Consider the following 23558-nt stretch of genomic DNA (forward strand, 5'->3'; position numbering starts at 1 on the left):
GATGTAGCGCTGAACCGTACCTGGTGGGACGCGAACGCTGCTGATCGGAACACATCCGACCATGTGCCGACGCTACTGCTCCCGGCGCGTCGGCGCGAGTGCTGAAAATCACTCGAGCAAAAGTGCTGAGCGCAGCCCGATCAACTCGGCGGCGGAAGCAGCGGACGCAATGCGTCGAGCACGCGACTGGCCATCAACGCCTTGGAGCCGTGCGCGAGCGCGGTCTCCGAACCGTCTGCCGCGAGCAGCCATCCGTCGTTGTGGTCGACTTCGAACGCCTTGCCGTCACCGACGGCGTTGACCACGAGCAGATCGCATCCCTTGCGGGCGAGCTTCGCACGGGCGTAGGTGAGGACGTCGCCCTGCTCGTCGCCGGTCTCGGCGGCGAACCCGACGATCACCGTATCGGCCGACAGGGCGCCGTCGTTGCGGGACCGCACCAGGCCGGCGAGGATGTCGTCGTTCTTGGTCAGGGCCACCGAGTCCGGCTCCCCCGCGCCCTTCTTGATCTTGCTGCTGGCGAAGGCCGCAGGACGGAAATCGGCGACCGCCGCAGACATGATGACGGCATCGGCACCGACTGCGTGTTTGGCGACGGCATCGCCCATCTGCTGTGCAGTCTGGACCCGCACCACGTCGACGGCGGCCGGATCGTCGAGTCCGGCGACGGCCCCGGCGACCAGCGTGACGTCGGCGCCACGTTGCGCGGCGAGGCGTGCGAGCGCGTAACCCTGCTTGCCGGAGCTGCGGTTGCCGAGGAAACGGACGGGGTCGAGCGGTTCACGGGTACCGCCGGCGGAGATCACCAGACGGCGACCGGCGAGGTCTCGGGGCAGCGCATCTGCACGCTCGAGCAGCAGTGAGGCGAGCGCGAAGATCTCGTCCGGTTCGGGCAGGCGCCCGGCTCCGGTGTCCTTGCCGGTCAGGCGTCCCGACGCGGGCTCGACGACGATGTTGCCGCGGCGCCGCAGGGTGGCGACATTCTCGACCGTGGCGGGGTGTTCCCACATCTCGGTGTGCATCGCGGGCACGAACATCACCGGACAACGCGCAGTGAGCAGTGTCGCGGTCAGCAGATCGTCGGCGCGTCCCGTCGTGGCGCGCGCCATGAGGTCGGCGGTCGCGGGGGCGATCACGACCAGATCGGCTTCCTGACCGAGCCGCACGTGCGGTACTTGCGGCACATCGGTGAACACACCCGTGTGCACAGGGTTCCCGGAAAGCGCTTCGAAGGTGGCACGCCCGACGAACTCCAGAGCGGATTCGGTCGGCACGACACGAACCTGGTGCCCGGACTCGGTGAGTGCACGGATCAGGGCACAGGATTTGTATGCGGCGATGCCACCGGCAACCCCGACGACGACGCGACGGCGCCCGGAGTCCGGGGCGCCGTCGACAGCCGGAGCGTTCACTCGCCTTCGGTGTGCTCGAGCAGATCCGAGTGGATCTCGCGCATCGCGATCGACAGCGGCTTCTCCTGCAGGCCCGGCTCGACCAAGGGGCCGACGTACTCGAGGATGCCGTCGCCGAGCTGGTTGTAGTAGTCGTTGATCTGGCGGGCACGCTTGGCCGCGTAGATCACCAGCGCGTACTTCGAGGACGCACGCTCGAGCAGCTCGTCGATCGGCGGGTTGGTGATACCCAGCGGGGGGTCGTAGACCGGGAGGGCGTTGCCCGCCGTGTCGGTCGCGGCTGCCTGAATGCTGCTCACTCGGTGTTCTCCTGAGTATTGGCGGGAATGAAAACTGGGGCGGACGCGCACCCGAACCGCCCTCGACCGACGTGTCGGTCGCGAACATCGGCTAGGTGACGTGGGGTCCAACCAACAAGGATACCAACTCTGCACAAGCGCGGTCGACATCGTCGTTGACGATCACAGTGTCGAACTCGTCCTTCGCGGCGAGTTCGGTGCGCGCGGTCTCGAGCCGGCGGGCCACGACGTCGTCGGATTCGGTGCCACGGCCGGTCAGGCGCTCGACGAGTACCTCCCAGCTGGGTGGTGCAAGGAATGCGAGTGTGGCCTCGGGCATCGCGGTGCGGACAGCGCGGGCTCCCGCGAGGTCGACCTCGACGAGGACAGGGCGGCCGGCGTCGAGCGCCTCCCTGACGGGTGCGGCCGGGGTTCCGGACCGTTGCAGGCCACCATGGATGTCCGCCCATTCGAGCAGCTCGCCGTTGTCGATCATGCGGTCGAAGGCATCCCGGGTGACGAAGTAGTAGTCGTGTCCCTCGACTTCGCCGGGTCGTGGGTCGCGCGTCGTCGCCGACACGCTGAACAGCAGATCCGGGATGAGGGTGCGCAGGCGGCGCACGACAGTCGACTTCCCGACAGCGGAGGGGCCGGCCAGAACGACCAGCCGACCCCTTCGCGTCTCGGGTGCGCTGTCCGCCACAGGTTGTGCGTCAGCTACCACGGTGCTCAGGCTTCGAAATCGAACCTGGCAAGCAGTGCCTTGCGCTGGCGATCGCCGAGTCCGCGCAGACGGCGGGTGGGAGCGATCTCCAGTTCGGTCATGATCTCCTGCGCCTTGACCTTGCCGACCTTCGGCAGTGCCTCGAGCAGGGCAGACACCTTCATCTTGCCGAGGATCTCGTCGTTCTCGGCATCAGCGAGCACCTGCTTGAGGTCGGTGCCGCCACGCTTCAGGCGCTCCTTGAGCTCTGCCCGGGCACGACGGGCAGCAGCCGCCTTCTCCAGAGCAGCGGCGCGCTGCTCGTCAGTCAGCTGGGGAAGGGCCACGGTTCCTCCGTCTCATCGTTGGAAAACAGTCTTCGACCGCTGTAACCAGCGGCGATAGCGACCGTACTCACGCAAGCCGACGATTGCGAACCCGACCCCCGCCGTTCCACTCGAAAATCCGTGCGGTAATGCACGCGGATCCCGCAGCGCGTAACGCGCAGGTCGAAGCACTCCCCGAACGACGATCAACTCCCCCACCGAAGAAAAACCGCAGGTGAGAGACATATGACACCGCCTCGATCACGTTCCGGCGGCAGGTGCGCCCCGACGCCGCGCACGGAGCGCAGCGTCCTCCGAGCGCGGCACGAAAAAAATCTGCGCCCTGCGCGTGTCGCGCAGGGCGCAGAGCTGGGAAAAGGCGTGCACCGTGCATGTTCGGGCCGTGGTCAGGCCCCGAGGATCAAGCCTGCAGGAACGAGAACCCGTCGACCGCGCGGGCCACCGCAGCGCGCAATGCCGCCACGGACGGCCCGGCGCGCAACACCTCACGTGAGACGTTCGGCACCACCGACCGGAGCGCATCGCCCGCGAGACGACGCACGTCGTCCGCGGTACCGCCCTGCGCCCCCACTCCCGGCATCAGAATCGGCCCGCGCAGCTCACCGACGTCCGGCGCGGCCGCCAGGGTCGCCCCGACCACCACACCCACCGATCCGAGCGTCACGGCGCCTGTGTTGCGGGCGGCCGCCTCGTCGACCATGACTTGCGCGACGGTGCGTCCGTCGTCCACCCTTGCGCGTTGCACCTGGGCGCCCTCCGGGTTGGAGGTGGCGGCGAGCACGAACACCCCGCGCTGGGTCTGTGCCGCCAGCTCCAGGGCCGGAGCGAGCGCTCCGAAGCCCAGATAGGGCGACACCGTGACGGCGTCGGAGCGCAGCTCAGAAGTGTCGGAGAGCCAGGTGCGTGCGTAGGCATCCATCGTCGAGCCGATGTCACCGCGTTTGGCGTCGGCGAGCACCAGGGTGCCCGAACTCCGCAGCGCTCCGATGACGCGTTCGAGGACGGCGATTCCCGCCGACCCGAACGCCTCGAAGAACGCTACCTGCGGCTTGACCAGCGCGACCCCGTCGAACGCCTCGACGCACCGTTCACTGAACGTCTCGAGCCCGGCCACATCGACGGGCAGGCCCCATTCGGTGAGCAGCTGCGGGTGCGGGTCGATGCCCACACACAGCGGCCCACGCTCGGCCAGGGCCGACGCGAGCCGCTCCCCGAACGGCCTCCTTGCTGCGTGCTCGGTCACTGTGCGACGCTGTCGCGCAGCCGCGCCTGCAGACGCTGGATCGAGGAGACCCCGATGTCACCGCGCAGGGCCGCTTCGATGCCCTGGATTGCAGCGGACGCACCCTGCACAGTGGTGACACACGGAATGTTGGCCGCGACCGCCGCGCTGCGGATCTCGTACCCGTCGACGCGAGGACCGGAGTTGCCCCACGGGGTGTTGATCACCATGTCGACATCGCCGGCGCGAATCCGGTCGACGATGTCCGGAGCACCCTCCGGGCGGTCCTCACCCGACACCTTGTACACCTGCTCGCACGGGATACCATTGCGGCGCAACACCTCCGCAGTGCCGACAGTGGCCATCACGTGGAAACCGAGATCTGCGAGACGCTTGACCGGGAAGATCATCGACCGCTTGTCCTTGTTCGCGAGCGAGACGAACACCACGCCGGAGGTGGGCAGCGGACCGTACGCGGCGGCCTGGCTCTTGGCGAACGCGGTGCCGAAGTCTTCGTCGATTCCCATGACCTCACCCGTCGACTTCATCTCGGGGCTGAGCAGGGTGTCGACGCCGGTGCCGTCGGCGCGACGGAACCGGTTGAACGGAAGCACCGCTTCCTTGACCGCGACCGGGGTGTCGAGCCGGGTGTCGCTGCCGTCGCCGGTCGCGGGCAGGATGCCCGAGCCACGCAGTTCGGCAATGCTCTCCCCGAGCATCACCCGCGCGCACGCCTTGGCGAGTTGCACCGCGGTGGCCTTCGACACGAACGGCACCGTGCGGCTCGCGCGGGGGTTCGCCTCGAGGACGTACAGGATGTCGTCCTTGAGTGCGTACTGGACATTGAGCAGACCCTTGACACCGATGCCCTTCGCCAGCGCTGCCGTGGAACGGCGGACGTTCTCGATGTCGGCGCGGCCGAGGGTGATCGGGGGCAGCGCGCACGCCGAGTCACCGGAGTGGATGCCGGCCTCCTCGATGTGCTCCATGATGCCGCCGATGTACACCTCGGTGCCGTCGCACAGGGCGTCGACGTCGATCTCGATCGCGTCGTCGAGGAATCGGTCGACCAGTACGGGGCGGTCGTCGGAGATCTCGGTGGCGTTCTCGATGTAGTTGGCCAGTGCCTTCTCGTCGTAGACGATCTCCATGCCGCGACCGCCGAGTACGTACGACGGGCGCACCAGCACCGGGTAGCCGATTCCGGCGGCGATCTCGCGTGCGCCGTCGAACGTGGTGGCGGTGCCGTACTTCGCGGCCGGCAGGTCCGCCTCGTCGAGGACTCGACCGAATTCGCCGCGGTCCTCCGCGAGGTCGATGGCCTCGGGGCTGGTGCCCACGATCGGTACACCCGCGTCCTGGAGGCGGCGCGCGAGCCCCAGCGGGGTCTGTCCGCCGAGCTGCACGATCACGCCCTCGACCGTGCCGGATTCGCATTCGGCGCGATACACCTCGAGCACGTCCTCGAAGGTGAGCGGCTCGAAGTACAGGCGATCGGCCGTGTCGTAGTCGGTGGACACCGTCTCCGGGTTGCAGTTGACCATGACGGTCTCGTAACCGGCCTCCGACAGGGTCAGTGCCGCATGCACACACGAGTAGTCGAACTCGATGCCCTGCCCTATGCGGTTGGGGCCCGAGCCGAGGATGAGTACCTTCGGCTTGTCCGGCTGGGGTGCGACCTCGGTCTCAGCGGCGGGGTCGAGCTCGTACGTCGAATAGTGGTAGGGGGTCTTCGCCTCGAACTCGGCGGCACAGGTGTCGACCGTCTTGTACACGGGGTGGATGCCGAGCTCCCCGCGAAGGGCTCGTACGTCGTTCTCGGACGAGAACTGTGCAGGACGCAGCTCCGCGATCTGCCGGTCGGAGAACCCGTGGTGCTTGGCGTACCGCAGCTCGGTCGCGCCGAACTCCTCGGCCGAGCGCACGTCCTCCCCCAGCTCGATGATCTGCTGGAACTGGTCGAGGAACCACGGGTCGATCTTGGTGGCGTCGAACAGCTGCTCGACGGTCGCCCCGAGATCGAGTGCGCGCGCGATCTGGTAGAAGCGTCCGTCGGTAGGAGTCTTGATCGCTTCGAGCAGCTCGTCGAGAGTGCCCTCCACCTCGGGGCCGGTCCAGAATCCGGCGCGCTTGGTTTCGAGCGAGCGCAGCACCTTGCCGAAGGCCTCGGTGAAATTGCGGCCGATCGACATCGCCTCACCGACGGACTTCATGGTGGTGGTGAGGGTGCCGTCGGCGCCCGGGAACTTCTCGAACGCGAACCGCGGGGCCTTGACCACGACGTAGTCGAGCGTCGGCTCGAAGCAGGCCGGGGTTTCCTTGGTGATGTCGTTGACGATCTCGTCGAGGGTGTAACCGATCGCGAGCTTGGCGGCCATCTTCGCGATCGGGTAGCCGGTCGCCTTCGAGGCGAGCGCCGAAGAGCGCGACACGCGCGGATTCATCTCGATGACGACGAGTCGCCCGTCACGCGGATCCATCGCGAACTGGATGTTGCAGCCGCCGGTGTCGACACCCACCTCGCGCAGAATCGCGATCGACAGGTCGCGCATCGCCTGGTATTCGCGGTCGGTCAGCGTCATGGCGGGGGCGACGGTGATCGAGTCACCGGTGTGCACGCCGACCGGGTCGACGTTCTCGATCGAGCAGACGATCACGACGTTGTCGCGGCCGTCGCGCATCAGCTCGAGCTCGTATTCCTTCCATCCGAGGATCGACTCCTCGATCAGGACGTTCGCGGTCGGCGATGCGGCCAGACCGCCACCGGCGATGCGTTCGAGATCCTTCTCGTCGTACGCCATTCCCGAGCCGAGGCCACCCATCGTGAACGACGGACGAACCACGACGGGGTAACCGAGCTCGGCGACGGTCGCGCGAACCTCGTCCATCGTGTAACAGACAGCCGAGCGGGCGGATTCGCCGCCGCATTTGGCGACGATGTCCTTGAACTTCTGCCGGTCCTCGCCGCGCTGGATGGCGTCGAAGTCGGCGCCGATGAGTTCGACGTCGTACTTGTCGAGGATTCCTTGCTCGGACAGCGCAACTGCGGTGTTGAGTGCGGTCTGACCGCCGAGTGTCGCGAGCACCGCGTCGATGGGGGTGCCGTTCGCCGCCTCGGTCGCGAAGACCTTCTCGACGAATTCGGCGGTGATCGGCTCGATGTAGGTCGAGTCGGCGAACTCCGGGTCGGTCATGATCGTGGCGGGGTTCGAGTTGACGAGCGAGACCCGCAGGCCTTCCTCGCGCAGCACCCGACAGGCCTGGGTGCCGGAGTAGTCGAACTCGCAGGCCTGACCGATGACGATCGGACCGGAGCCGATGACCAGGACGTGGGAGAGATCGGTACGGCGTGGCATCAGTTCTTCTCTCCCTCGAGCATGCGGGTGAAACGGTCGAAAAGGTAGGCGGCGTCATGCGGTCCGGCAGCCGCTTCCGGGTGGTACTGCACGGAGAACGCGGAGCCGTCGGCGATCTTGACGCCTTCGACGGCGCCGTCATTGGCACATGTGTGGCTGACCACGGCGCGTCCGAACGGGGTGTCGAACTCCTGGCCCGCCTCCCCTTCGAGCGCGAACCCGTGGTTCTGCGCGGTGATGGCGATACGGCCGGTCTCGTGTTCGACGACCGGGATGTTGATGCCGCGGTGGCCGAACTTCATCTTGTAGGTGTCCAGTCCCAGCGCGCGGCCGAGGATCTGGTTGCCGAAGCAGATACCGAACAGCGGCAGCCCCTGCCCGAGCACCTCCTTCGTCAGGTGCACCGCGCCGTCGGCGGTGGCCGGGTCGCCGGGGCCGTTGGAGAGGAACACGCCGTCGGCCTTCAGATCCAGGATGTCGTGCAGCGTCGCGGTGGACGGCAGCACATGCACGCGGATGCCGCGCTGCGCGAACATGCGCGGGGTGTTGGTCTTGATGCCGAGGTCGATCGCCGCGACGGTGAAGCGGGCGTCACCGTCGGTGGGTTCGACGATGTATCCGGTACTGGTGCTCACCTCACCGGCGAGGTCGGCACCGAGCATCGACGGCTGGCTCTTGACGCGATCGAGGAGGGTGTCGATGTCGAGGTCGTCGCCCTTCCATGCGAGAGCGTCGCCGGAGAACACGCCGGCGCGCATCGAGCCACGGGTGCGCAGGTGCCGCACCAGCGCGCGGGTGTCGATTCCCGCGAGGCCGACGACGTTCTGTCGCTCGAGCTCGTCCTGCAGCGATCCGGTGGCACGCCAGCTCGACGTGCGGCGGGACGGATCGCGGACCACGAATCCGGCCACCCAGATCTTCGATTCGGAGGCCTCGCCGGTCGGCCCGACCGATTCGTTGTCTTCCTGGTTCCAGCCGGTGTTGCCGATCTGCGGCGCGGTGGCCACGACGATCTGACGGTGGTAGCTGGGGTCGGTCAGAGTTTCCTGGTATCCGGTCATGCCGGTGCTGAACACGGCCTCGCCGAGGGTCTGCCCGACGGCGCCGAAAGGGACACCTCGGAAGACGCGCCCGTCCTCGAGGACCAACACTGCGGTGCCACCGCCGAAGGTTCTGCCGCTCATGCGTTGTCTCCGTTCTGTTCGACCTCACCAGAGCCGGCCGCAGGGGCTGAATTCTCGCGTGTCGTGATTGTCGTGATCGTCATCGTCGTTGTGATCGTCACAGTCCTATGAGTTTTCGTTCTCTTCGCGCGTCCAGGCCGGATACACCGATTTGTCGTCGCCTCGGAATCCGGTGTCGATCTCGGTACCCGAGGGCAACTCCCAGCGGATGACCAAGACGCCGTCTTTGGTCATCACCTTCCCCGCGAGTCCCCGTTCGGTTCGGATGGCGCGGATCGAGTCCTGCGGAATCCAGATGGGTGTCTCACCGGTGCGACTCAGCAGAATGCCCTTGGTGTGGCGGCTCAGCTCCGACTCTGCGCGGTGCCCGAGGTCCCCGACGGCGATGCGGTCCTGCCAGCTCGGGGCGAGGGTACTGCCCACGTACAGGCCTGTGCTCGGGGCGATGAGTTCACCGCCGAGATCTTCGGGCAGCGCGGGCAGTTCCCCCACGGCATCGGCCTGCCGCCGGGCACGTCCCCGCCAGCCCTTCCACATCAGCAGGACCAACACCACCCATAGTGCGACGAAGGCCAGGGTCAGCAGAATGCGGTCCATCAGAGCGCCCACTTTCCGCCGGGACGCGGGACCACCGCACCGTCACGGGCAGTGATCCGCCCGCGCAGCGCGGTGACCGTGACCTTGCCCGGCAGGGTCATCGCTTCGTACGGGGTGTTGTGCGAGATGCTTGCCAGGTCGGGTCCGCTCACGGTCCACTCGGCGTCCGGGTCGACGAGCACCACGTTGGCGGGTTCACCGACCGCGAGCGGTCGACCCTGATCGTCGAGTCCGACGATCTGCGCGGGCCGCTCGCTCATCACCTTCGCGACGCCACGCCAGTCGAGCAGCCCGGGACGCACCATCGTCTCGATCACGATCGACAGAGCCGTCTCGAGTCCGAGCATGCCCGGGCGGGCCTGGGAGAACTCGCAGCACTTGTCCTGCTCGGCGTGCGGAGCATGGTCGGTGGCCACACAGTCGATGGTGCCCGCGGCCAGGCCTCGGCGGAGCGCTTCGACATCGGAGCGTTCACGCAGCGGCGGGTTGACTTTGTTCACTGCGTCGTAGGTCTCGAGCCGCGAGTCGTCGAGCAGCAGGTGGTGCGGCGTGACCTCGGCGCTGATCGAAATACCCTGCGCACGAGCCCATTCGACGAGCGCGACGGTGCCGGCGGTGGAAGCGTGGCAGATGTGCACGCGAGCCCCCGCATCACGGGCGAGCAGTGCGTCGCGAGCGACGATCGACTCCTCGGCCGCGCGCGGCCACCCGGCGAGCCCGAGCCGGGCTGCGGTGGGGCCTTCGTGCGCGACCGCGCCGACCGTCAGGCGCGGTTCTTCCGCGTGCTGCGCGATGAGCACTCCGAGCGAGCCGGAGTATTCGAGTGCGCGCCGCATGATCAGCGGGTCGTAGACGCATTTGCCGTCGTCGGAGAACATCTTGACCTGGCCGAGACCTGCCGCCATGGTGCCCATCTCGGCGAGCTGCTTGCCCTCGAGCCCCACGGTCACGGCCCCGACCGGGTGCACATCGACGAGGCCGCATTCCTGGCCGCGGCGCCACACGTGGTCGGTGATGACCACCGAGTCGGCGACCGGGTCGGTATTGGCCATGGCGAAGACAGCGGTGTAACCGCCGAGCGCGGCTGCGGCCGAGCCCGTCTCGATCGTCTCGGTGTCCTCGCGGCCTGGTTCACGCAGGTGGGTGTGCAGATCCACGAATCCGGGCAGCATGATCTGCCCGGTTCCGTCGATGATGGACGCGTCGGCGGGCGCAGCGACGGCGGTGCCGATCTCGAGGATCTGTTCGTCGCCGAGCAGGACGTCGACCGGATCCCCTTCGCCGTAGAGCCGGACGTTGCGGATGAGCACCTGCGGCGTCACCGGTGTATCTCCTGTTCCTGAGGGGTGGGTCATGACAGCTCCCCTTCCGCGCCGACGAGCAGCCGGAAGAGCACGGCCATGCGGACGTGCACACCGTTGGTGACCTGCTGGAGGACGGCGGTCTGCGGTGCATCGGCGACCGGGAATCCGATCTCCATGCCGCGCAGCATCGGACCGGGGTGCAGCACCACGGCGTGCTCGGGCAGCATCGCGGCACGCCGGGCGCTGAGTCCGTAGCGGATCGAGTACTCGCGCGCGGACGGAAAGAACCCGCCGTTCATGCGTTCGGCCTGCACGCGCAGCATCATGACCGCGTCGAGTGCCGGCAGTTCGGCGTCGAGCGAGTCTGCGACGGTCACCGGCCACGTTTCGACCCCGACGGGCAGCAGCGTACGCGGGGCGACGAGCACGACCTCCGCGCCGAGCATGCTCAACAGCAGCGCATTCGATCGGGCGACGCGGCTGTGCAGGACGTCGCCGACGATCGCGATGCGGCGGCCCTCGACCGAGCCGAGCCGCTGGCGGATCGTCAGAGCGTCGAGCAGCGCCTGGGTGGGGTGTTCGTGGGTGCCGTCGCCGGCGTTGATCACCGCGGGGCCCGATCCGGATTCGTTGGTCCACTCCGCGATGCGGTGCGCGGCACCGGATGCGGGATGTCGGACGATCAGGGCGTCCGCGCCGGCGGCGTGCAGGGTCAGTGCGGTGTCGCGCAGCGACTCGCCCTTGGCCACCGACGAGCTCGACGCGGACACGTTGATCACGTCCGCGCTCATCCATTTTCCGGCGACCTCGAAGGAGACGCGGGTACGGGTGGAGTTCTCGAAGAACACCGTCATCACAGTGCGGCCGCGCAGCGTGGGCAGCTTGCGGACCTCACGGCCGAGCAATGCCTGTTCGAAGCGTTCGGCGTCGTCGAGAAGCTCGGTCGCGGAGTCCCGGGTCAGGTCCGCGATGGAGAGCAGGTGCTTCACGAGGTCTTGCCTCCCGAGATTTCCACGGCATCACGGCCGTCCTGTTCGTCGAGCAGTACTCGGACGTCTTCGGTACGCGCGGTCGGCACGTTCTTCCCGACGTAGTCGGCGCGCAGCGGCAGTTCGCGATGTCCGCGGTCGACGAGCACGGCCAACTGGACGGCGTCGGGCCGGCCGAGGTCGCGCAGAGCGTCGAGGGCGGCACGCACCGAACGGCCGGAGAAGAGCACGTCATCGACGAGGACGACGAGCGTGTGGTCGACGCCTCCTTCGGGCACCGAAGTGCGTTCGAGGGGACGGTGAGGCTTGGTGCGCAGGTCGTCGCGGTAGAGGGTGATGTCGAGAGACCCCACGGGGACCCGCACTCCGGAGAATTCTTCGATGCGGTCGGCGAGGCGGTTGGCCAGGGTGATGCCGCGGGTCGGGATTCCGAGCAGGACGACGCGGGGTGCGCGGTCGTCGGAGGCATCCAGTGCGGTCTTCTCGATGATCTGATGCGCGATTCGCGCGATGGTCCGGCTCACATCAGCAGCGGACAGTAGTTCGCGGGCCGGTGCGGACACATCGGGTGTCGACTCGGGTGAAGCTGTGGACCTGTCCTCGGACATGGCCATCCAGCGACCTCCTTCTCCGCCTCACTGGACGGGTCGTTAAAGGATGCCTGACGGTCAATGAGCCTATCAGCGGGCCGGCAGCGTCCGGCCTGGTTCGCAGGTGAAGCTCAACACAGCCGCTCGGGAACGTCGGCCGTCGACATCGAGGAAAAACGTCTCGAGCGGGCCCACCAGGCGAACCTGGACGGACCCGCTCGACACGGAACAGCGGAGTGGGGCCCGTCAGGGCCGGTCGGTACCTGCCGAGTCCGCGTCGGTGGTCCCACTCCCGGCCACCGGACGTGCCGAGGTGGCTGCTGCTGCAGCACGCACCTGGTCGGCGAGCGTCACGATCTGGCCGAGCACACCGTTGATGAAGGCAGGCGAGTCGTCGGTCGACAGCTGCTTGGCCAGCTCGACGGCCTCGTCGACGGCCACCACCGGCGGCACATCCGTGGTGTGGAAGAGCTCCCAAACCGACAGCCGCAGGATCGCGCGATCCACGGCCGGCAGACGATCGAGGGTCCACTCGTGCAGGTGGTCGGCGATCGTGCGGTCGATCTCGTCGAGGTGCTCGGCGACACCGCGGATGATCGTCTGTGCGTAGGGCGGCACCGGCGCAACCTGATCGTCGCGGACGGCGAGCTCCACCCGATCGGCCGCGAGGTCGACCGGGTGCGTATCGCGGGCCTCCGCCTCGAACAGCAGGTCGACGGCGCGCTTACGTGCCTTGTGACGGGCTCCGAGTTTCTTCTGGGTACCGGACACTCAGGAGTTCACTCGCCCCAGGTAGTTGCCGTCGCGGGAATCGACCTTGAGCTTGTCACCGGTGTTGATGAACAGCGGAACCTGGATCTCGGCGCCGGTCTCGAGGGTCGCGGGCTTGGTGCCACCGGTGGAGCGGTCACCCTGCAGGCCGGGGTCGGTGTGCTTCACGACAAGCTCGATCGTGACGGGCAGCTCTACGAACAGCGGCACATCCTCATGGGTTGCGACCTGGACCGGCATGTTCTCGAGCAGGAACTTCGCGGCATCGCCGAGCAGTTCGGGCGTGATCGAGATCTGGTCGTAGGTCTCGCCGTCCATGAAGACGTAGTCGGTGCCGTCGTTGTACAGGTAGGTCATGTCGCGACGGTCGACCGTGGCGGTCTCGACCTTGACACCGGCATTCCACGTCTTGTCGACAGTCTTGCCCGACGTCACATTCTTGAGCTTCGTGCGCACGAACGCGGGGCCCTTGCCCGGCTTGACGTGCTGGAACTCGATGATCTGCCAGAGCTGGCCTTCGATCTTCAGAACGAGCCCGTTCTTGAAATCACTGGTGTCAGCCACTTACTTCGCGTCTCCTAGAGTCGGGGGACCGCCCCTTATACGACGGTCAATGTCTTGGCGGTGAGCGTCAACAGCTCCGGAGTCTGCTCGCGCACCACGAGCGTGTCCTCGATCCGCACGCCTCCGCGCCCCGGGAAGTACACACCCGGCTCGACGGTCACCGCCGCACCGGCGACAAGTGTACCGGGCGCGGCGGCACCGATTCCCGGCGCTTCGTGGATCTCGAGACCGACTCCGTGCCCTAGGCCGTGCAGGAACAACTCTGCGTGCCCGGCCGCGGCGATGATCGAGCGGGCGGCCGCATCCACGGCTGCACACTCGATTCCCGGCGCGAGGGCTTCTCTCCCGGCGCGTTGGGCGCGCAGGACCACGTCGTAGACGTCACGCTGCCACTCTGCGGCGCGGTCGAGGACATAGGTGCGGGTCATGTCGGAGTGATAGCCGCCTATCTGCGCGCCGAAATCGAACTTCACGAAGTCTCCGGACGCGAGGACCGCACCGGTCGGACGGTGGTGCGGTACCGCAGAATTGACGCCGGCCGCGACGATCGTCTCGAACGATATGCCGTCGGCTCCGTGCTCGAACATGCGCCATTCGAGGTCGCGCGCGACCTCTTTCTCCGTGCGCCCGGGCCGCAGGCCGCCCACGTCGATCAGGTCGGCGAGTGCTCGATCCGCGGCACCGCACGCCTGTCGGAGCAGATCGATCTCGTACTCGTCCTTGACCATGCGCAGTTGCTCGACGAGACCGGGGGCAGCGACGAAGGAGATGGCGGCATCGAGGGTGTCCCACTTCGCACGGTCGTCGACGGTCACGACATGACTCTCGAACCCCCATGATCTGTGCGGGCCCGGTCCCGCCGTTCCAACCAGGTGACCGGCCGACGCGCGGGCGATCTCGGCGTGCAGGTCAGGGACCTGCTCGGCCACCTGGGACAGGTAGCGGCCGTCGGTGCAGATCAGGGTGCGCGACTCGTCGGCATCGTCATCGGTCGATACGACCAGCGCGGCATTGGATCCGGTGAATCCTGTGAGGTATCGGATGTTGAGCAGATCGGTCACCAGCAGGGCGTCGAGGCTGCGGTCGGCCAGGAGTCCGCGCAGCGCCGCGCGGCGAGAAGCATGATCGGCGGGCATGTCGTCCAACCTACCGCGCAGACGTAATGTGGGACCGGACACACTTCTCTCAGCGCAGGCGTTACTCTCGGGTACATGAAATCCTGGTTGCTTCGCGGGCTCGGGCTCGCCCTGGTCCACGTCGTCGTGCGTGTCCTGCTCGGTGCCGCACTGATCCAGTGGCCCCTACAGGGGTCGGTCCTTCGGTGGGCCGGACTGGCCGTGGTCGTTCTCGCGGCGGTGGCATGGGCCGGTCTCGACGGGATCCGGGACCGTCGGGCCCACCCGGACGTGGACGACGGCGACGATCTGACAATGCGGTGGCTGGCGGCCGGTGCGGTCACGGGCCTCGTCGGCGGCTTCGTGACATGGCTGGTCGACACCGTCACCTCCATCCCGGTGGGCGTGAAGTCGTTGTTCTTCGAACTGACTTCCGGCGCCGCCTTCACCGTGCTGCTGGTCTTCCTCCCCGCGATGGCCGCGGTCGCCGTCGGCCGGTTCCTGGTACGGCACGACAAGCCCGGCGACGACGACTGGTCCGATCACTCGAACCGTCCGGAGCGCACACCCGCGATGGCTGCGACGGGCCCCTCCACCACGGACTCGACCCGAGGCGCCGCCCCGACGGATGCGTGGAGCAACGACGAGGCACCGACAGAGGTGTTCCCGGTAGTCGATCCGACAACCCGCAACCGCGACGCCTGACGCAATCACCTTAATTCTCTCAAACAACCCTGTCGTTCCCTATTGATACATGCATATAGGTAACGATAGGGTTGTTTCATGTCTGAAGTCCTGTATTCGGTGGACCAGGTCGCTGAGCGCCTGGGGCTGCATGTCCGCACCGTCCGCAACTACGTGCGTGACGGGAAGCTCCCCGCGGTACGCATCGGCAAGCAGTACCGGATCGCCCATGAAGACCTCGAGGCGTTCACCGGGCGACCCGTGCCACCACCGCTCCGCGAGAGCACCCCTACCGAGAGGCACAGTGAGGTGTCGAGCATCGTCGAGATCGACGCCGTCGACCCCCACACCGCCTATCGCCTCAGCACACTGCTCACGGCGTCTGTGGCGGGCCGCGGCGACGGCCCGAAACTGCGGCTCGACACGGTCTACGACGAACAGCGCGGTCGTATGAAGGTGATCGTCCTCGGCGGCCTCGCCGACACCGCACGCCTACTGGAATCCGTCGAGGCGGTGCTCGGGTCATGAGCACCATCTACCGGTCCGAAGCCGGCGGTCGCCGGATCGTGCAGCGCTATCGCGAACAACTCGACGCGTGGCCCGCGCCCGCGGAGCACCTGCGGATAGACACCCGCGAGGGCGAGACCTTCGCCCTCGCGTGCGGTCCCCCCGAGGCACCCCCGGTAGTGCTGTTGCACGGGTCGGGTGCGAACTCTTCGACGTGGCGGGGCGACATCGCATCCTGGTCTCGGAACTTCCGCGTGTTCGCGGTGGACATGGTGGGCGAACCGGGCCTGAGCGCCCCGTCCCGCCCACGGCTCGACACCGATGCGGTCACCTTGTGGCTCGACGACGTCCTCGACGGACTCGGCCTGACCCATAGTGCCCTGGTGGGAATGTCACTCGGCGGGTGGAGCGCGCTCGACTACACCCTCCGCAGACCGGATCGGGTCGACCGGCTGGCGCTGTTGTGCCCCGGTGGGATCGGACGGCAGACCACCGGGCGTGTCGCCGCAGTCGCGGCGCTGAGCTTGTTCGGGCAATCGGGTCGGCGTCGATCCGCAGCGCGGATGACCGGACTCGCCCCGGACAATCCCCTCGTCGACGAGATCATCGCCACCTTCGGGATCTTTCGGCCCCGCACCGAACGGCTTCCGGTGTTCGACGACGCTGCGTTGGCCGGCATCGGAGTACCGGTGCTGGCGATCGTCGGTGACCGCGACCTGATGTTCGACTCTGCCGACACCGCGACACGCCTCGAACGTGCCCTGCCCACCGCCCGGGTGCACGTCCTGCCCGGTGTCGGGCACGCGATCCTCGGCCAGACCGAGACGGTTCTCGAATTCTTGCGTGAACCGTAGCGGCGCTCAGTTTCCCGCCCGGCCGCAGTCGGTACTGACAGAACCACCGACCGAGGAGAGACCATGTCCGAAATGCTCGACCTGTCCCCTGCCGCCGACCGGATGGCCGACGTCCTCGAGGAGATCGACGACGATCACCTGGATCGGCCCACACCCTGTGACGGGATGCCGGTCCGGGTTCTCGTCGACCACGTGCTGGGCCTGTCCCTCGCGTTCGAGGCCGCCGCACGTAAGGATTTCGGTGCTCTCACCGACAGCGCTCCCTCGCCCGGCGCGGTCGACCTGCCCGACGACTGGCGCGCACTGGGCCGGAACCGCCTCGACGCGCTCCGGCGGGCATGGGAGGATCCGACCGCGTGGTCGGGTCCGACCCGAGCAGGCGGCCTCGACCTGCCCGGCAACATCGCGGGGCTCGTCGCGCTCGACGAACTCGTCGTACACGGCTGGGATCTCGCCGTCGCCACGGGTCGGTCGTACTCGTGCACGCCCGTCGACATCGCCGCGTGCACCGCATTTGCCGAGTCGATCACAGACGAACAGCGTGACGCCGGTGGTCTGTTCGGTCCGGCGGTTCCCGTTCCGGACAGCGCATCGGACCTCGATCGGTTGATCGGGCTCACCGGTCGCGATCCGGCGTGGGCTCCCGACGGCGCCTGACCGATTTCAGCCCGACGGATTACAACAGAACGGATTACAACAGAACGGTGCCCGCATCGGCCGTGCCCTGCCGGGCCACCTCGGAATAGGCGGCTGCCAGCAGCGACGGATCCGGGCCCTCGAGCCGACCGGGCTTCGCGAGGCCGTCGAGCACCACGAACCTGAGCATTCCTGCGCGGTTCTTCTTGTCGGTCTGCATACCCGCAAGCAGGTCACCGAACGCATCCGACGCGTACGTGGTGGGCAGACCCACCGATTCGAGGACCGTGCGATGCCGGTCCGCGGTGGCGTCGTCGAGACGCCCCGCGAGCCTGCCCAGTTCGGCGGCGAATACCAGACCGACGGACACCGCCGCGCCGTGGCGCCACTTGTACCGCTCGCGGCGCTCGATCGCGTGACCGAGCGTGTGGCCGTAGTTGAGGATCTCGCGCAGGTTCGATTCCAACAGATCCGCGGCGACGACTTTCGCCTTGACCTCGACCGACCGTCGGATCAGCTCGGGCAGCACGGTCCCGGTCGGGTCGAGTGCAGCCTCCGGGTTCTCCTCGATCAGCTCGAGGATCACCGGATCTGCGATGAAACCGGTCTTGATCACCTCTGCCATACCCGCGATGATCTCGTTGCGCGGCACCGTCTCGAGGGTCGCGAGGTCGACGAACACCGCCGACGGCTCGTGGAACGACCCCACGAGGTTCTTGCCCGCCTCGGTGTTGATGCCGGTCTTGCCGCCCACGGCCGCGTCGACCATGGCGAGCAGCGTCGTCGGAATGTGGTAGACCCGCACACCGCGCATCCAGGTTGCGGCCACGAAACCCGCGAGGTCGGTGGCAGCGCCGCCACCGAGGCCGACGACCGCGTCCGAACGGGTGAGCCCGATCTTTCCGAGTACCTCCCAACAGAAACCGGCAACCGCAAGCTCCTTGCCGTCCTCGGCATCCGGGATTTCGATGCGATGCGCGTCGATGCCGGTCTCCGCCAGAGCTTCCCGCACTGCTTCCGCAGTGGCGGTCAGCGTCGGTTGGTGGAAGATCGCCACGGTACGAGTGCCCGCGAGTGTCTGGACGACGTCGCCGAGCAGTCCACGTCCGATGACAACCGGGTAAGGCTGGGAGGTTTCGACGTCGATGCGTACCGGTTCGGTCACGGTGTGCTGCTCCGATTCTCTTCGCTGGTCATGTTGTTCGAGTCTTCTTGCGCCGAATCGAGTTTGGCGAGCACCTGCTGGACGACGCGCCCGGGGCTGCGGCCGTCGGTGCGCACCCGGATCGTCGCCGACTTGCGGTAGAGCGGCCGCCTACGCCGCATCAGATCGCGGTACTTCTGCGCAGGATCCCCGCCGTTGAGCAGGGGCCGAGTGGTGTTCGTCCCGGTCCTGCGCAAACCTTCCGCGACGCTGATCTCGAGATAGACCACCGTGCAGCCCACAAGCCGTTCACGAGTCCGCTCCGACAGGATCGCGCCGCCACCGAGAGACACCACTCCGTGGTGCGAGGCCAGAGCGTCCGCGACGACCTGTTCCTCGATCCGGCGGAACTCCGGCTCTCCGTCCTCGGTGAAGATTTCGGGAATCGTTCGCCCGGTCGTGCGTTCGATCTCGGCGTCGGTGTCGAGCAACGGCACATCGAGCGCCTGAGCGACCCGACGTCCGATGGTGGACTTTCCGGCTCCGGGTGGCCCGATCAGTATTGCGCGCGGCGTCATGATGTCACCGCGGCGGACGCGCCGCGATCCCCTTCACGTAATGGTCGACGTTGCTTGCCGTCTCGGCCAGCGAGTCACCACCGAACTTCTCGAGCGCGGCCTGCGCGACGACGAGAGCGACCATCGCTTCGGCCACCACCCCTGCTGCAGGCACCGCACACACGTCGGAGCGCTGATGAATCGCGACGGCCTCGTCGCCCGTGCTCATGTCGATGGTGGAGAGTGCTCGCGGCACCGTCGAGATCGGCTTCATCGCTGCGCGTACGCGCAGCGCCTCACCGTTGGTCATGCCGCCTTCCAGCCCACCGGCGCGATTGGTCGAGCGAATCACCCCGTCCGGGCCCGGCACCATCTCGTCGTGGGCGGCGCTGCCTCGGCGACGCGCGGTTTCGAAGCCGTCGCCGACCTCGACGCCCTTGATTGCCTGGATGCCCATCAATGCAGCGGCGAGGCGGGAGTCGAGGCGCTCGGCGCCACTGACGAACGACCCGAGGCCCACCGGCAGGCCGTGGACCACGACCTCGACGACACCGCCGAGGGTGTCACCGTCGCGCTTGGCGGCTTCGATCTCGCTGATCATCGACTCTTCGGCTGCTTTGTCGAAGGCGCGAACAGGGCTCGCATCGATCGCGTCGAGGTCTGTACCCGACGGCCCCGGGCCGACGTACGGATCGGAGGCGCCGATGGAGATGACATGAGAGACGACCTCGGCACCGAACACCTGGCGCAGGAAGTTGCGGGCCACGGTTCCGGCGGCGACGCGGGCCGCGGTCTCGCGCGCACTCGCGCGTTCGAGCACAGGGCGGGCGTCGTCGAAGCCGTATTTGAGCATGCCCGAGTAGTCGGCGTGACCGGGGCGGGGACGGGTCAGCGGTGCATTGCGTGCCTGCCCTGCGAGCAGTTCCGGGTCGACCGGGTCGGCAGCCATGATGGTTTCCCACTTGGGCCACTCGGTGTTGCCGATCTCGACGGCGACGGGGCCGCCGAGTGTGCGTCCGTGCCGGACACCTCCGATGATGGTGACCTTGTCGGCCTCGAATTTCATGCGCGCGCCGCGTCCGTAACCGAGGCGTCGCCGAGCGAGCTGCTCCGAGATGTCGTTCGACGTCACCTCGACACCAGCAACCATGCCCTCGAGCATCGCAACGAGGGCGGGACCATGGGATTCTCCGGCAGTTATCCAGCGCAGCACGCATCCATCCTTCCATGTCCCCAGGTGAGTTGTGACGCCACCCTGTTGACGTCCTCCCGGCCGAGAACAACCGGGATTCCTACCGCAGCGCTACACGCCACCTCGGTGGGTTCCTGTTTCATCGAGTCGCGCTCCCCACTAAGCAGGAAGACTTACCGTCTCTCCGCGGGCGTTTCGCCTCTCCGCCCGTCCAGCGGCGAGGATGTTTCGTGCTGCATTGACATCGCGATCGTGGACCACACCACACCCCTGACAGGTCCACTCCCTCACCGACTACGGCTTCGGTCCGTCGACCCGCCCGCACGCCGAGCACAGCTGCGACGACGGAAACCAGCGGTCCACCTTCACGAACACCCGCCCATACCGGGCGGCCTTCTCCTCCAGCATGCGGGTGAACATGCCCCACCCGGCATCGTGCACCGACTTCGCCAACCGCGTCCGCGCCACACCCTTCACGCACAGATCCTCGACGAACACCGCTTGATTCTCGCGGACGATCGCCGTGGAGTGTTTGTGCGCCCAATCGCTGCGGGCATCGGCCACCTCGGCGTGGGCCTTGGCCACCCGGATGCGGGCCTTGGCACTGTTCTTGCTGCCCTTCTCCTTGCGAGACAGACTCTGCTGCGCCCTGCGGAGTCTGCGTTCGGCGCGTCGGAAGAACCTCGGGGACTCGATGACCTTCCCATCCGAGAGCACCGCGAATCGGACACTGAACCCGTTGCGGGTGAGCCGGATCGCCTGCCGAGTGTTCTTGCGAGACCGGAACCGCGGAGCCCCCACCCTGCGACCCCTCCGCTTTCCCGACATCGAGTCGAAAAGTTCCTGTACGCCCTCCGCGCGTCCTGGCATGCCTGCACCAACACCACCGAGGCCACCTCGCAAAGCCATACCCGCTGCGGGGTCTTCTTCGCCTCGGTGACCACCTGTTTCTGCACGTCGGTGTCCGAGATTTTCACTCCGGCCGCATACGCCTCCTGCCGGGCGCGCAACGCATCGTTGAACACCACCCGCGCGCATCCGAACGACCGGGCCAGCATGTCCTGCTGCCGGGCGTCGGGTAGACGCGGTACTGGTATCTGAGTTGCACGCCCGCACCGTACAAGCGACCACCGACACACACCGTTCGAGGGATCGGCTATCCCGCCGGTGAACGACCGGGCTTGCGCCGAAGACAGTGCGGTCAACCGGCGGACAGCACCGCCAGCACCGTCGCGACACACATCGACGGACCGTGAGGTACCACCGTCGACCCGGTCGATCGCCCGCCCGACGAGACCCGCCCGATACGCCGGTACAGCAGGACAACCGACCCGACGACGGCGGTCAGCAACGGCGGGAGCAGCAGCGCGATCATCCAGGCCTGCGCTCCGGCGACACCCGCGGCGCCGCCCAGTCCGATCGCGAGTTTGACGTCGCCGGCACCCAGCGAGCGGGGGAAGAGCAGGTGTGCGGTGAGCATCACCGCGGTCAGCATGGCCGCGCCGACAGCAGCCGCGCGACCGTGTCCCGCACATGCCCCGATCGTCACGACCGCCAGTCCCCCACCGAGGGTGAGCACGTTGGGAAGCCGTTGCACCAGTACATCGACCCCACTGCAGCACACGCACCACCACATCAAGAGGGCGAGCGCTGTCGTCGAGGGCCACGTCGCCATGACGGCGAGGGTCCCGCCGACCGCACACGCGACCTCGCATGCGCCGGGCCACGGGTCCGCTCCGGACAGTCGCGCCGTGAGCTTCCGCACACACACGCCGACCACCGCCCCGAGGAGCGCCATCACTACGGACATCACGACTGCGGGGATCACACTCGCAGCATGGGCCGTTCACGCCGACCGTTGGTGCCGCCGGCCCCGGAATCGTCGAATCTGTGGATCGATGCGCCTCCTGTGGACAACTCGGCGTGCAAGCATGAACACGTCGGTCGTCCCGGGTGGGAGGGAGTTTCACTGATGCAGGTGGCAGAAGTTCTCGAGCACGTGGGATCCGCGATCGATGTCGTCGGTGTCGCATGCATCGTTCTCGGCGCGACAGTGTCCACCTGGATCGCATTGGATTCGTGGCGGCGCAGGAACGGCGCGAAGATCTACGAGCCCTATCGACGAAATCTCGGGCGCTCCATCCTGCTCGGACTCGAGTTCCTTGTCGCGGCCGACATCATCAAGACCGTCGCGGTCACTCCCACGTTCACGTCGGTCGGGGTGCTTGCGATCATCGTCCTCATCAGGACTTTCCTCAGCTGGTCGCTCCAGCTCGAGATCGAAGGCCGGTGGCCATGGCAGAAGGAGGAGGAACCCACTGTCAGGGCGAGCTGAGTTCATCGCGGCGGCGCAGCAGGAACTGTCGTTCGACGTCGTTTCCGGTCTGTTCGGCCGCGATGGTGTACTCGGCCGCGGCCTCCGGCCCGCGGCCGAGGCGTCGCAGAAGATCGGCGCGCACGGCGTGGGCCACGTGGTAGCGGTCGAGCGCGAGTGTGTCGACGATCCCCAAGGCGACTGCCGGACCGTCGACCTCCGCAACCGCAACCGCGCGGTGCAGTGCGACGATGGGCGTGGGCGCGACCGAATACAGCTGATCGTAGAGCTGCACGATCTGGGACCAATCGGTGTCGGCAGCACGGTGTGCGTCCGAGTGCACGGCGGCGATGGCCGCCTGGATCTGGTACGGGCCCGGCGTGTTCCACCGCAGACAACGGCGGACGAGGGCCTGTCCCTCCTCGAGGAGCGTGCCGTCCCACCGCGACCGGTCCTGATCTGCGAGGAGCACGAGTTCACCGTCGTCCGACGTCCGTGCGGGACGGCGCGATTCACCGAGCAGCATCAGTGCGAGCAGGCCCGTGGTCTCGGGATCGTCGGGCATCAGCTCGGTCAGCAACCTGGCCAGACGGGTGGCTTCGGCACACAGGTCGACAGCGACGAGATCACTGCCCGCGCTCGACGTGTGTCCTTCGGTGTAGATCAGATACAGCACGGCATGCACCGCGGTCAGCCGTTCGGGCAGCTCGTGTTCGTCCGGGTTCCGAAACGGTATTCGCGCGTCGCGGATCTTGTTCTTGGCGCGTGTGATTCGTTGGGCCATCGTCGGTTCGGGCACGAGGAAGGCGTGGGCGATCTGCCCGGTGGTGAGGCCACCGAATAATCGCAGTGTCAGCGCGACCCGCGCGGGAGGGGCGAGTGCCGGGTGGCAGCACGTGAAGATCAGGCGCAGTCGGTCGTCGAGCATGTCGGTCGGTTCGATCGGGACCGGCTCACCACCGGGTCGCAGGAGTTCGGCTTCCGCCTGCCTGGACGTGCGGGTCTGTTCACGTCGTGCGCGGTCGATTGCGCGCCGCCGAGCAGTCGTGATGATCCAGCCGGCGGGACTCGGAGGTATTCCGTCGACAAGCCATCGATCTGCGGCGATGGTGAACGCGTCCTGCACCGCGTCCTCGGCGGCGTCGATGTCGCCGAGGACGCGGGTGAGCACAGCCACTGCCCGTCCGTATTCGTCACGGAAGATCAGCTCGATCCGCGCTGCAGGGCCCTCGCTCACG

At 67.4% G+C, this 23558-nt stretch carries 24 protein-coding genes and 1 pseudogene; 5 read left to right on the forward strand and 20 right to left on the reverse strand.

Annotation, left to right across the window (positions count from 1 at the left end; all coding sequences use genetic code 11):
* Positions 1–140 precede the first annotated feature (140 nt).
* The 14 genes from coaBC to Q7514_RS01500 all read right to left on the reverse strand — a co-directional run bounded on the left by coaBC (position 141) and on the right by Q7514_RS01500 (position 14453).
* A complete protein-coding gene (coaBC, locus tag Q7514_RS01435; protein WP_330131490.1) occupies positions 141–1412 on the reverse strand; it encodes a bifunctional phosphopantothenoylcysteine decarboxylase/phosphopantothenate--cysteine ligase CoaBC in 1272 nt (423 codons plus the stop codon).
* The gene (rpoZ, locus tag Q7514_RS01440; RefSeq protein WP_054720830.1) at positions 1409–1711 is read right to left on the reverse strand and encodes a DNA-directed RNA polymerase subunit omega; all 303 of its coding nucleotides are present in this window, start codon (positions 1709–1711) and stop codon (positions 1409–1411) included. The genes coaBC and rpoZ overlap by 4 nt, the downstream gene beginning before the upstream one ends.
* Before the next feature lie 91 nt (positions 1712–1802).
* Positions 1803–2414 carry a guanylate kinase gene (gmk, locus tag Q7514_RS01445; protein WP_330131491.1) on the reverse strand — a complete coding sequence of 204 codons (612 nt, stop codon included), beginning with the start codon at positions 2412–2414 and terminating at the stop codon, positions 1803–1805.
* 5 nt (positions 2415–2419) lie between these two features.
* Entirely contained in the window at positions 2420–2740 is a 321-nt protein-coding gene (mihF, locus tag Q7514_RS01450) for an integration host factor, actinobacterial type (protein ID WP_054720859.1), read from the reverse strand.
* A gap of 400 nt (positions 2741–3140) precedes the next feature.
* The gene (gene pyrF / locus Q7514_RS01455) at positions 3141–3983 is read right to left on the reverse strand and encodes an orotidine-5'-phosphate decarboxylase (RefSeq protein WP_330131492.1); all 843 of its coding nucleotides are present in this window, start codon (positions 3981–3983) and stop codon (positions 3141–3143) included.
* Entirely contained in the window at positions 3980–7318 is a 3339-nt protein-coding gene (gene carB / locus Q7514_RS01460) for a carbamoyl-phosphate synthase large subunit (RefSeq protein WP_330131493.1), read from the reverse strand. The genes pyrF and carB overlap by 4 nt, the downstream gene beginning before the upstream one ends.
* Entirely contained in the window at positions 7318–8502 is a 1185-nt protein-coding gene (gene carA / locus Q7514_RS01465; protein WP_330131494.1) for a glutamine-hydrolyzing carbamoyl-phosphate synthase small subunit, read from the reverse strand. The genes carB and carA overlap by 1 nt, the downstream gene beginning before the upstream one ends.
* Before the next feature lie 105 nt (positions 8503–8607).
* A complete protein-coding gene (locus Q7514_RS01470) occupies positions 8608–9099 on the reverse strand; it encodes a PH-like domain-containing protein (RefSeq protein ID WP_330131495.1) in 492 nt (163 codons plus the stop codon).
* Positions 9099–10454 carry a dihydroorotase gene (locus tag Q7514_RS01475; RefSeq protein ID WP_330131496.1) on the reverse strand — a complete coding sequence of 452 codons (1356 nt, stop codon included), beginning with the start codon at positions 10452–10454 and terminating at the stop codon, positions 9099–9101. Before Q7514_RS01475 ends, Q7514_RS01470 begins: the two co-directional genes overlap by 1 nt.
* Positions 10451–11392, reverse strand: coding sequence for an aspartate carbamoyltransferase catalytic subunit (locus Q7514_RS01480; protein ID WP_330131497.1), 942 nt, complete (start codon positions 11390–11392; stop codon positions 10451–10453). The genes Q7514_RS01475 and Q7514_RS01480 overlap by 4 nt, the downstream gene beginning before the upstream one ends.
* Positions 11389–12006, reverse strand: a complete 618-nt coding sequence (gene pyrR, locus Q7514_RS01485; protein WP_330131498.1) for a bifunctional pyr operon transcriptional regulator/uracil phosphoribosyltransferase PyrR — start codon at positions 12004–12006, stop codon at positions 11389–11391. Before pyrR ends, Q7514_RS01480 begins: the two co-directional genes overlap by 4 nt.
* Positions 12007–12228: 222 nt before the next feature.
* Entirely contained in the window at positions 12229–12753 is a 525-nt protein-coding gene (nusB, locus tag Q7514_RS01490) for a transcription antitermination factor NusB (RefSeq protein WP_330131499.1), read from the reverse strand.
* A complete protein-coding gene (efp, locus tag Q7514_RS01495) occupies positions 12754–13317 on the reverse strand; it encodes an elongation factor P (RefSeq protein ID WP_054719624.1) in 564 nt (187 codons plus the stop codon). It abuts the gene before it with no gap.
* A gap of 35 nt (positions 13318–13352) precedes the next feature.
* Positions 13353–14453, reverse strand: a complete 1101-nt coding sequence (locus tag Q7514_RS01500) for a M24 family metallopeptidase (RefSeq protein WP_330131500.1) — start codon at positions 14451–14453, stop codon at positions 13353–13355.
* Positions 14454–14528: 75 nt separating this feature from the next.
* Between Q7514_RS01500 and Q7514_RS01505 the strand changes: the two genes are divergently transcribed.
* From Q7514_RS01505 to Q7514_RS01520, 4 genes are all read left to right on the forward strand, one after another.
* Complete coding sequence (locus tag Q7514_RS01505; protein WP_330131501.1) at positions 14529–15137, forward strand: B-4DMT family transporter; 609 nt, start codon at positions 14529–14531, stop codon at positions 15135–15137.
* A gap of 78 nt (positions 15138–15215) precedes the next feature.
* Positions 15216–15644 carry a helix-turn-helix domain-containing protein gene (locus Q7514_RS01510; protein ID WP_330131502.1) on the forward strand — a complete coding sequence of 143 codons (429 nt, stop codon included), beginning with the start codon at positions 15216–15218 and terminating at the stop codon, positions 15642–15644.
* On the forward strand, positions 15641–16477 hold the full coding sequence (locus Q7514_RS01515) for an alpha/beta fold hydrolase (RefSeq protein ID WP_330131503.1): 837 nt from the start codon (positions 15641–15643) through the stop codon (positions 16475–16477). The genes Q7514_RS01510 and Q7514_RS01515 overlap by 4 nt, the downstream gene beginning before the upstream one ends.
* A 63-nt stretch (positions 16478–16540) precedes the next feature.
* Entirely contained in the window at positions 16541–17134 is a 594-nt protein-coding gene (locus Q7514_RS01520; RefSeq protein WP_330131504.1) for a TIGR03086 family metal-binding protein, read from the forward strand.
* A gap of 34 nt (positions 17135–17168) precedes the next feature.
* Here Q7514_RS01520 and aroB read toward each other — a convergent pair whose 3' ends face one another.
* The 5 genes and pseudogenes from aroB to Q7514_RS01545 form a co-directional block, all read right to left on the reverse strand.
* Positions 17169–18278, reverse strand: coding sequence for a 3-dehydroquinate synthase (gene aroB / locus Q7514_RS01525; RefSeq protein WP_330131505.1), 1110 nt, complete (start codon positions 18276–18278; stop codon positions 17169–17171).
* On the reverse strand, positions 18275–18835 hold the full coding sequence (locus Q7514_RS01530; RefSeq protein WP_330131506.1) for a shikimate kinase: 561 nt from the start codon (positions 18833–18835) through the stop codon (positions 18275–18277). Before Q7514_RS01530 ends, aroB begins: the two co-directional genes overlap by 4 nt.
* A 4-nt stretch (positions 18836–18839) precedes the next feature.
* On the reverse strand, positions 18840–20027 hold the full coding sequence (gene aroC, locus Q7514_RS01535) for a chorismate synthase (RefSeq protein WP_330131507.1): 1188 nt from the start codon (positions 20025–20027) through the stop codon (positions 18840–18842).
* A gap of 138 nt (positions 20028–20165) precedes the next feature.
* Positions 20166–21044, reverse strand: a pseudogene (locus Q7514_RS01540) (RNA-guided endonuclease TnpB family protein).
* Positions 21045–21207: 163 nt separating this feature from the next.
* On the reverse strand, positions 21208–21834 hold the full coding sequence (locus Q7514_RS01545; protein WP_330131508.1) for a prepilin peptidase: 627 nt from the start codon (positions 21832–21834) through the stop codon (positions 21208–21210).
* Between the two features lie 144 nt (positions 21835–21978).
* Between Q7514_RS01545 and Q7514_RS01550 the strand changes: the two genes are divergently transcribed.
* Positions 21979–22341, forward strand: a complete 363-nt coding sequence (locus Q7514_RS01550) for a DUF1622 domain-containing protein (RefSeq protein WP_330131978.1) — start codon at positions 21979–21981, stop codon at positions 22339–22341.
* Here the strand turns inward: Q7514_RS01550 and Q7514_RS01555 are convergent.
* Positions 22328–23557, reverse strand: coding sequence for an RNA polymerase sigma factor (locus Q7514_RS01555; protein ID WP_330131509.1), 1230 nt, complete (start codon positions 23555–23557; stop codon positions 22328–22330). The two genes, Q7514_RS01550 and Q7514_RS01555, sit on opposite strands and share 14 nt — an antisense overlap.
* Between the last annotated feature and the right edge of the window lies 1 nt (position 23558).

It is taken from the genome of Rhodococcus artemisiae, assembly GCF_036327795.1.
Classification (GTDB): domain Bacteria; phylum Actinomycetota; class Actinomycetes; order Mycobacteriales; family Mycobacteriaceae; genus Rhodococcus; species Rhodococcus artemisiae.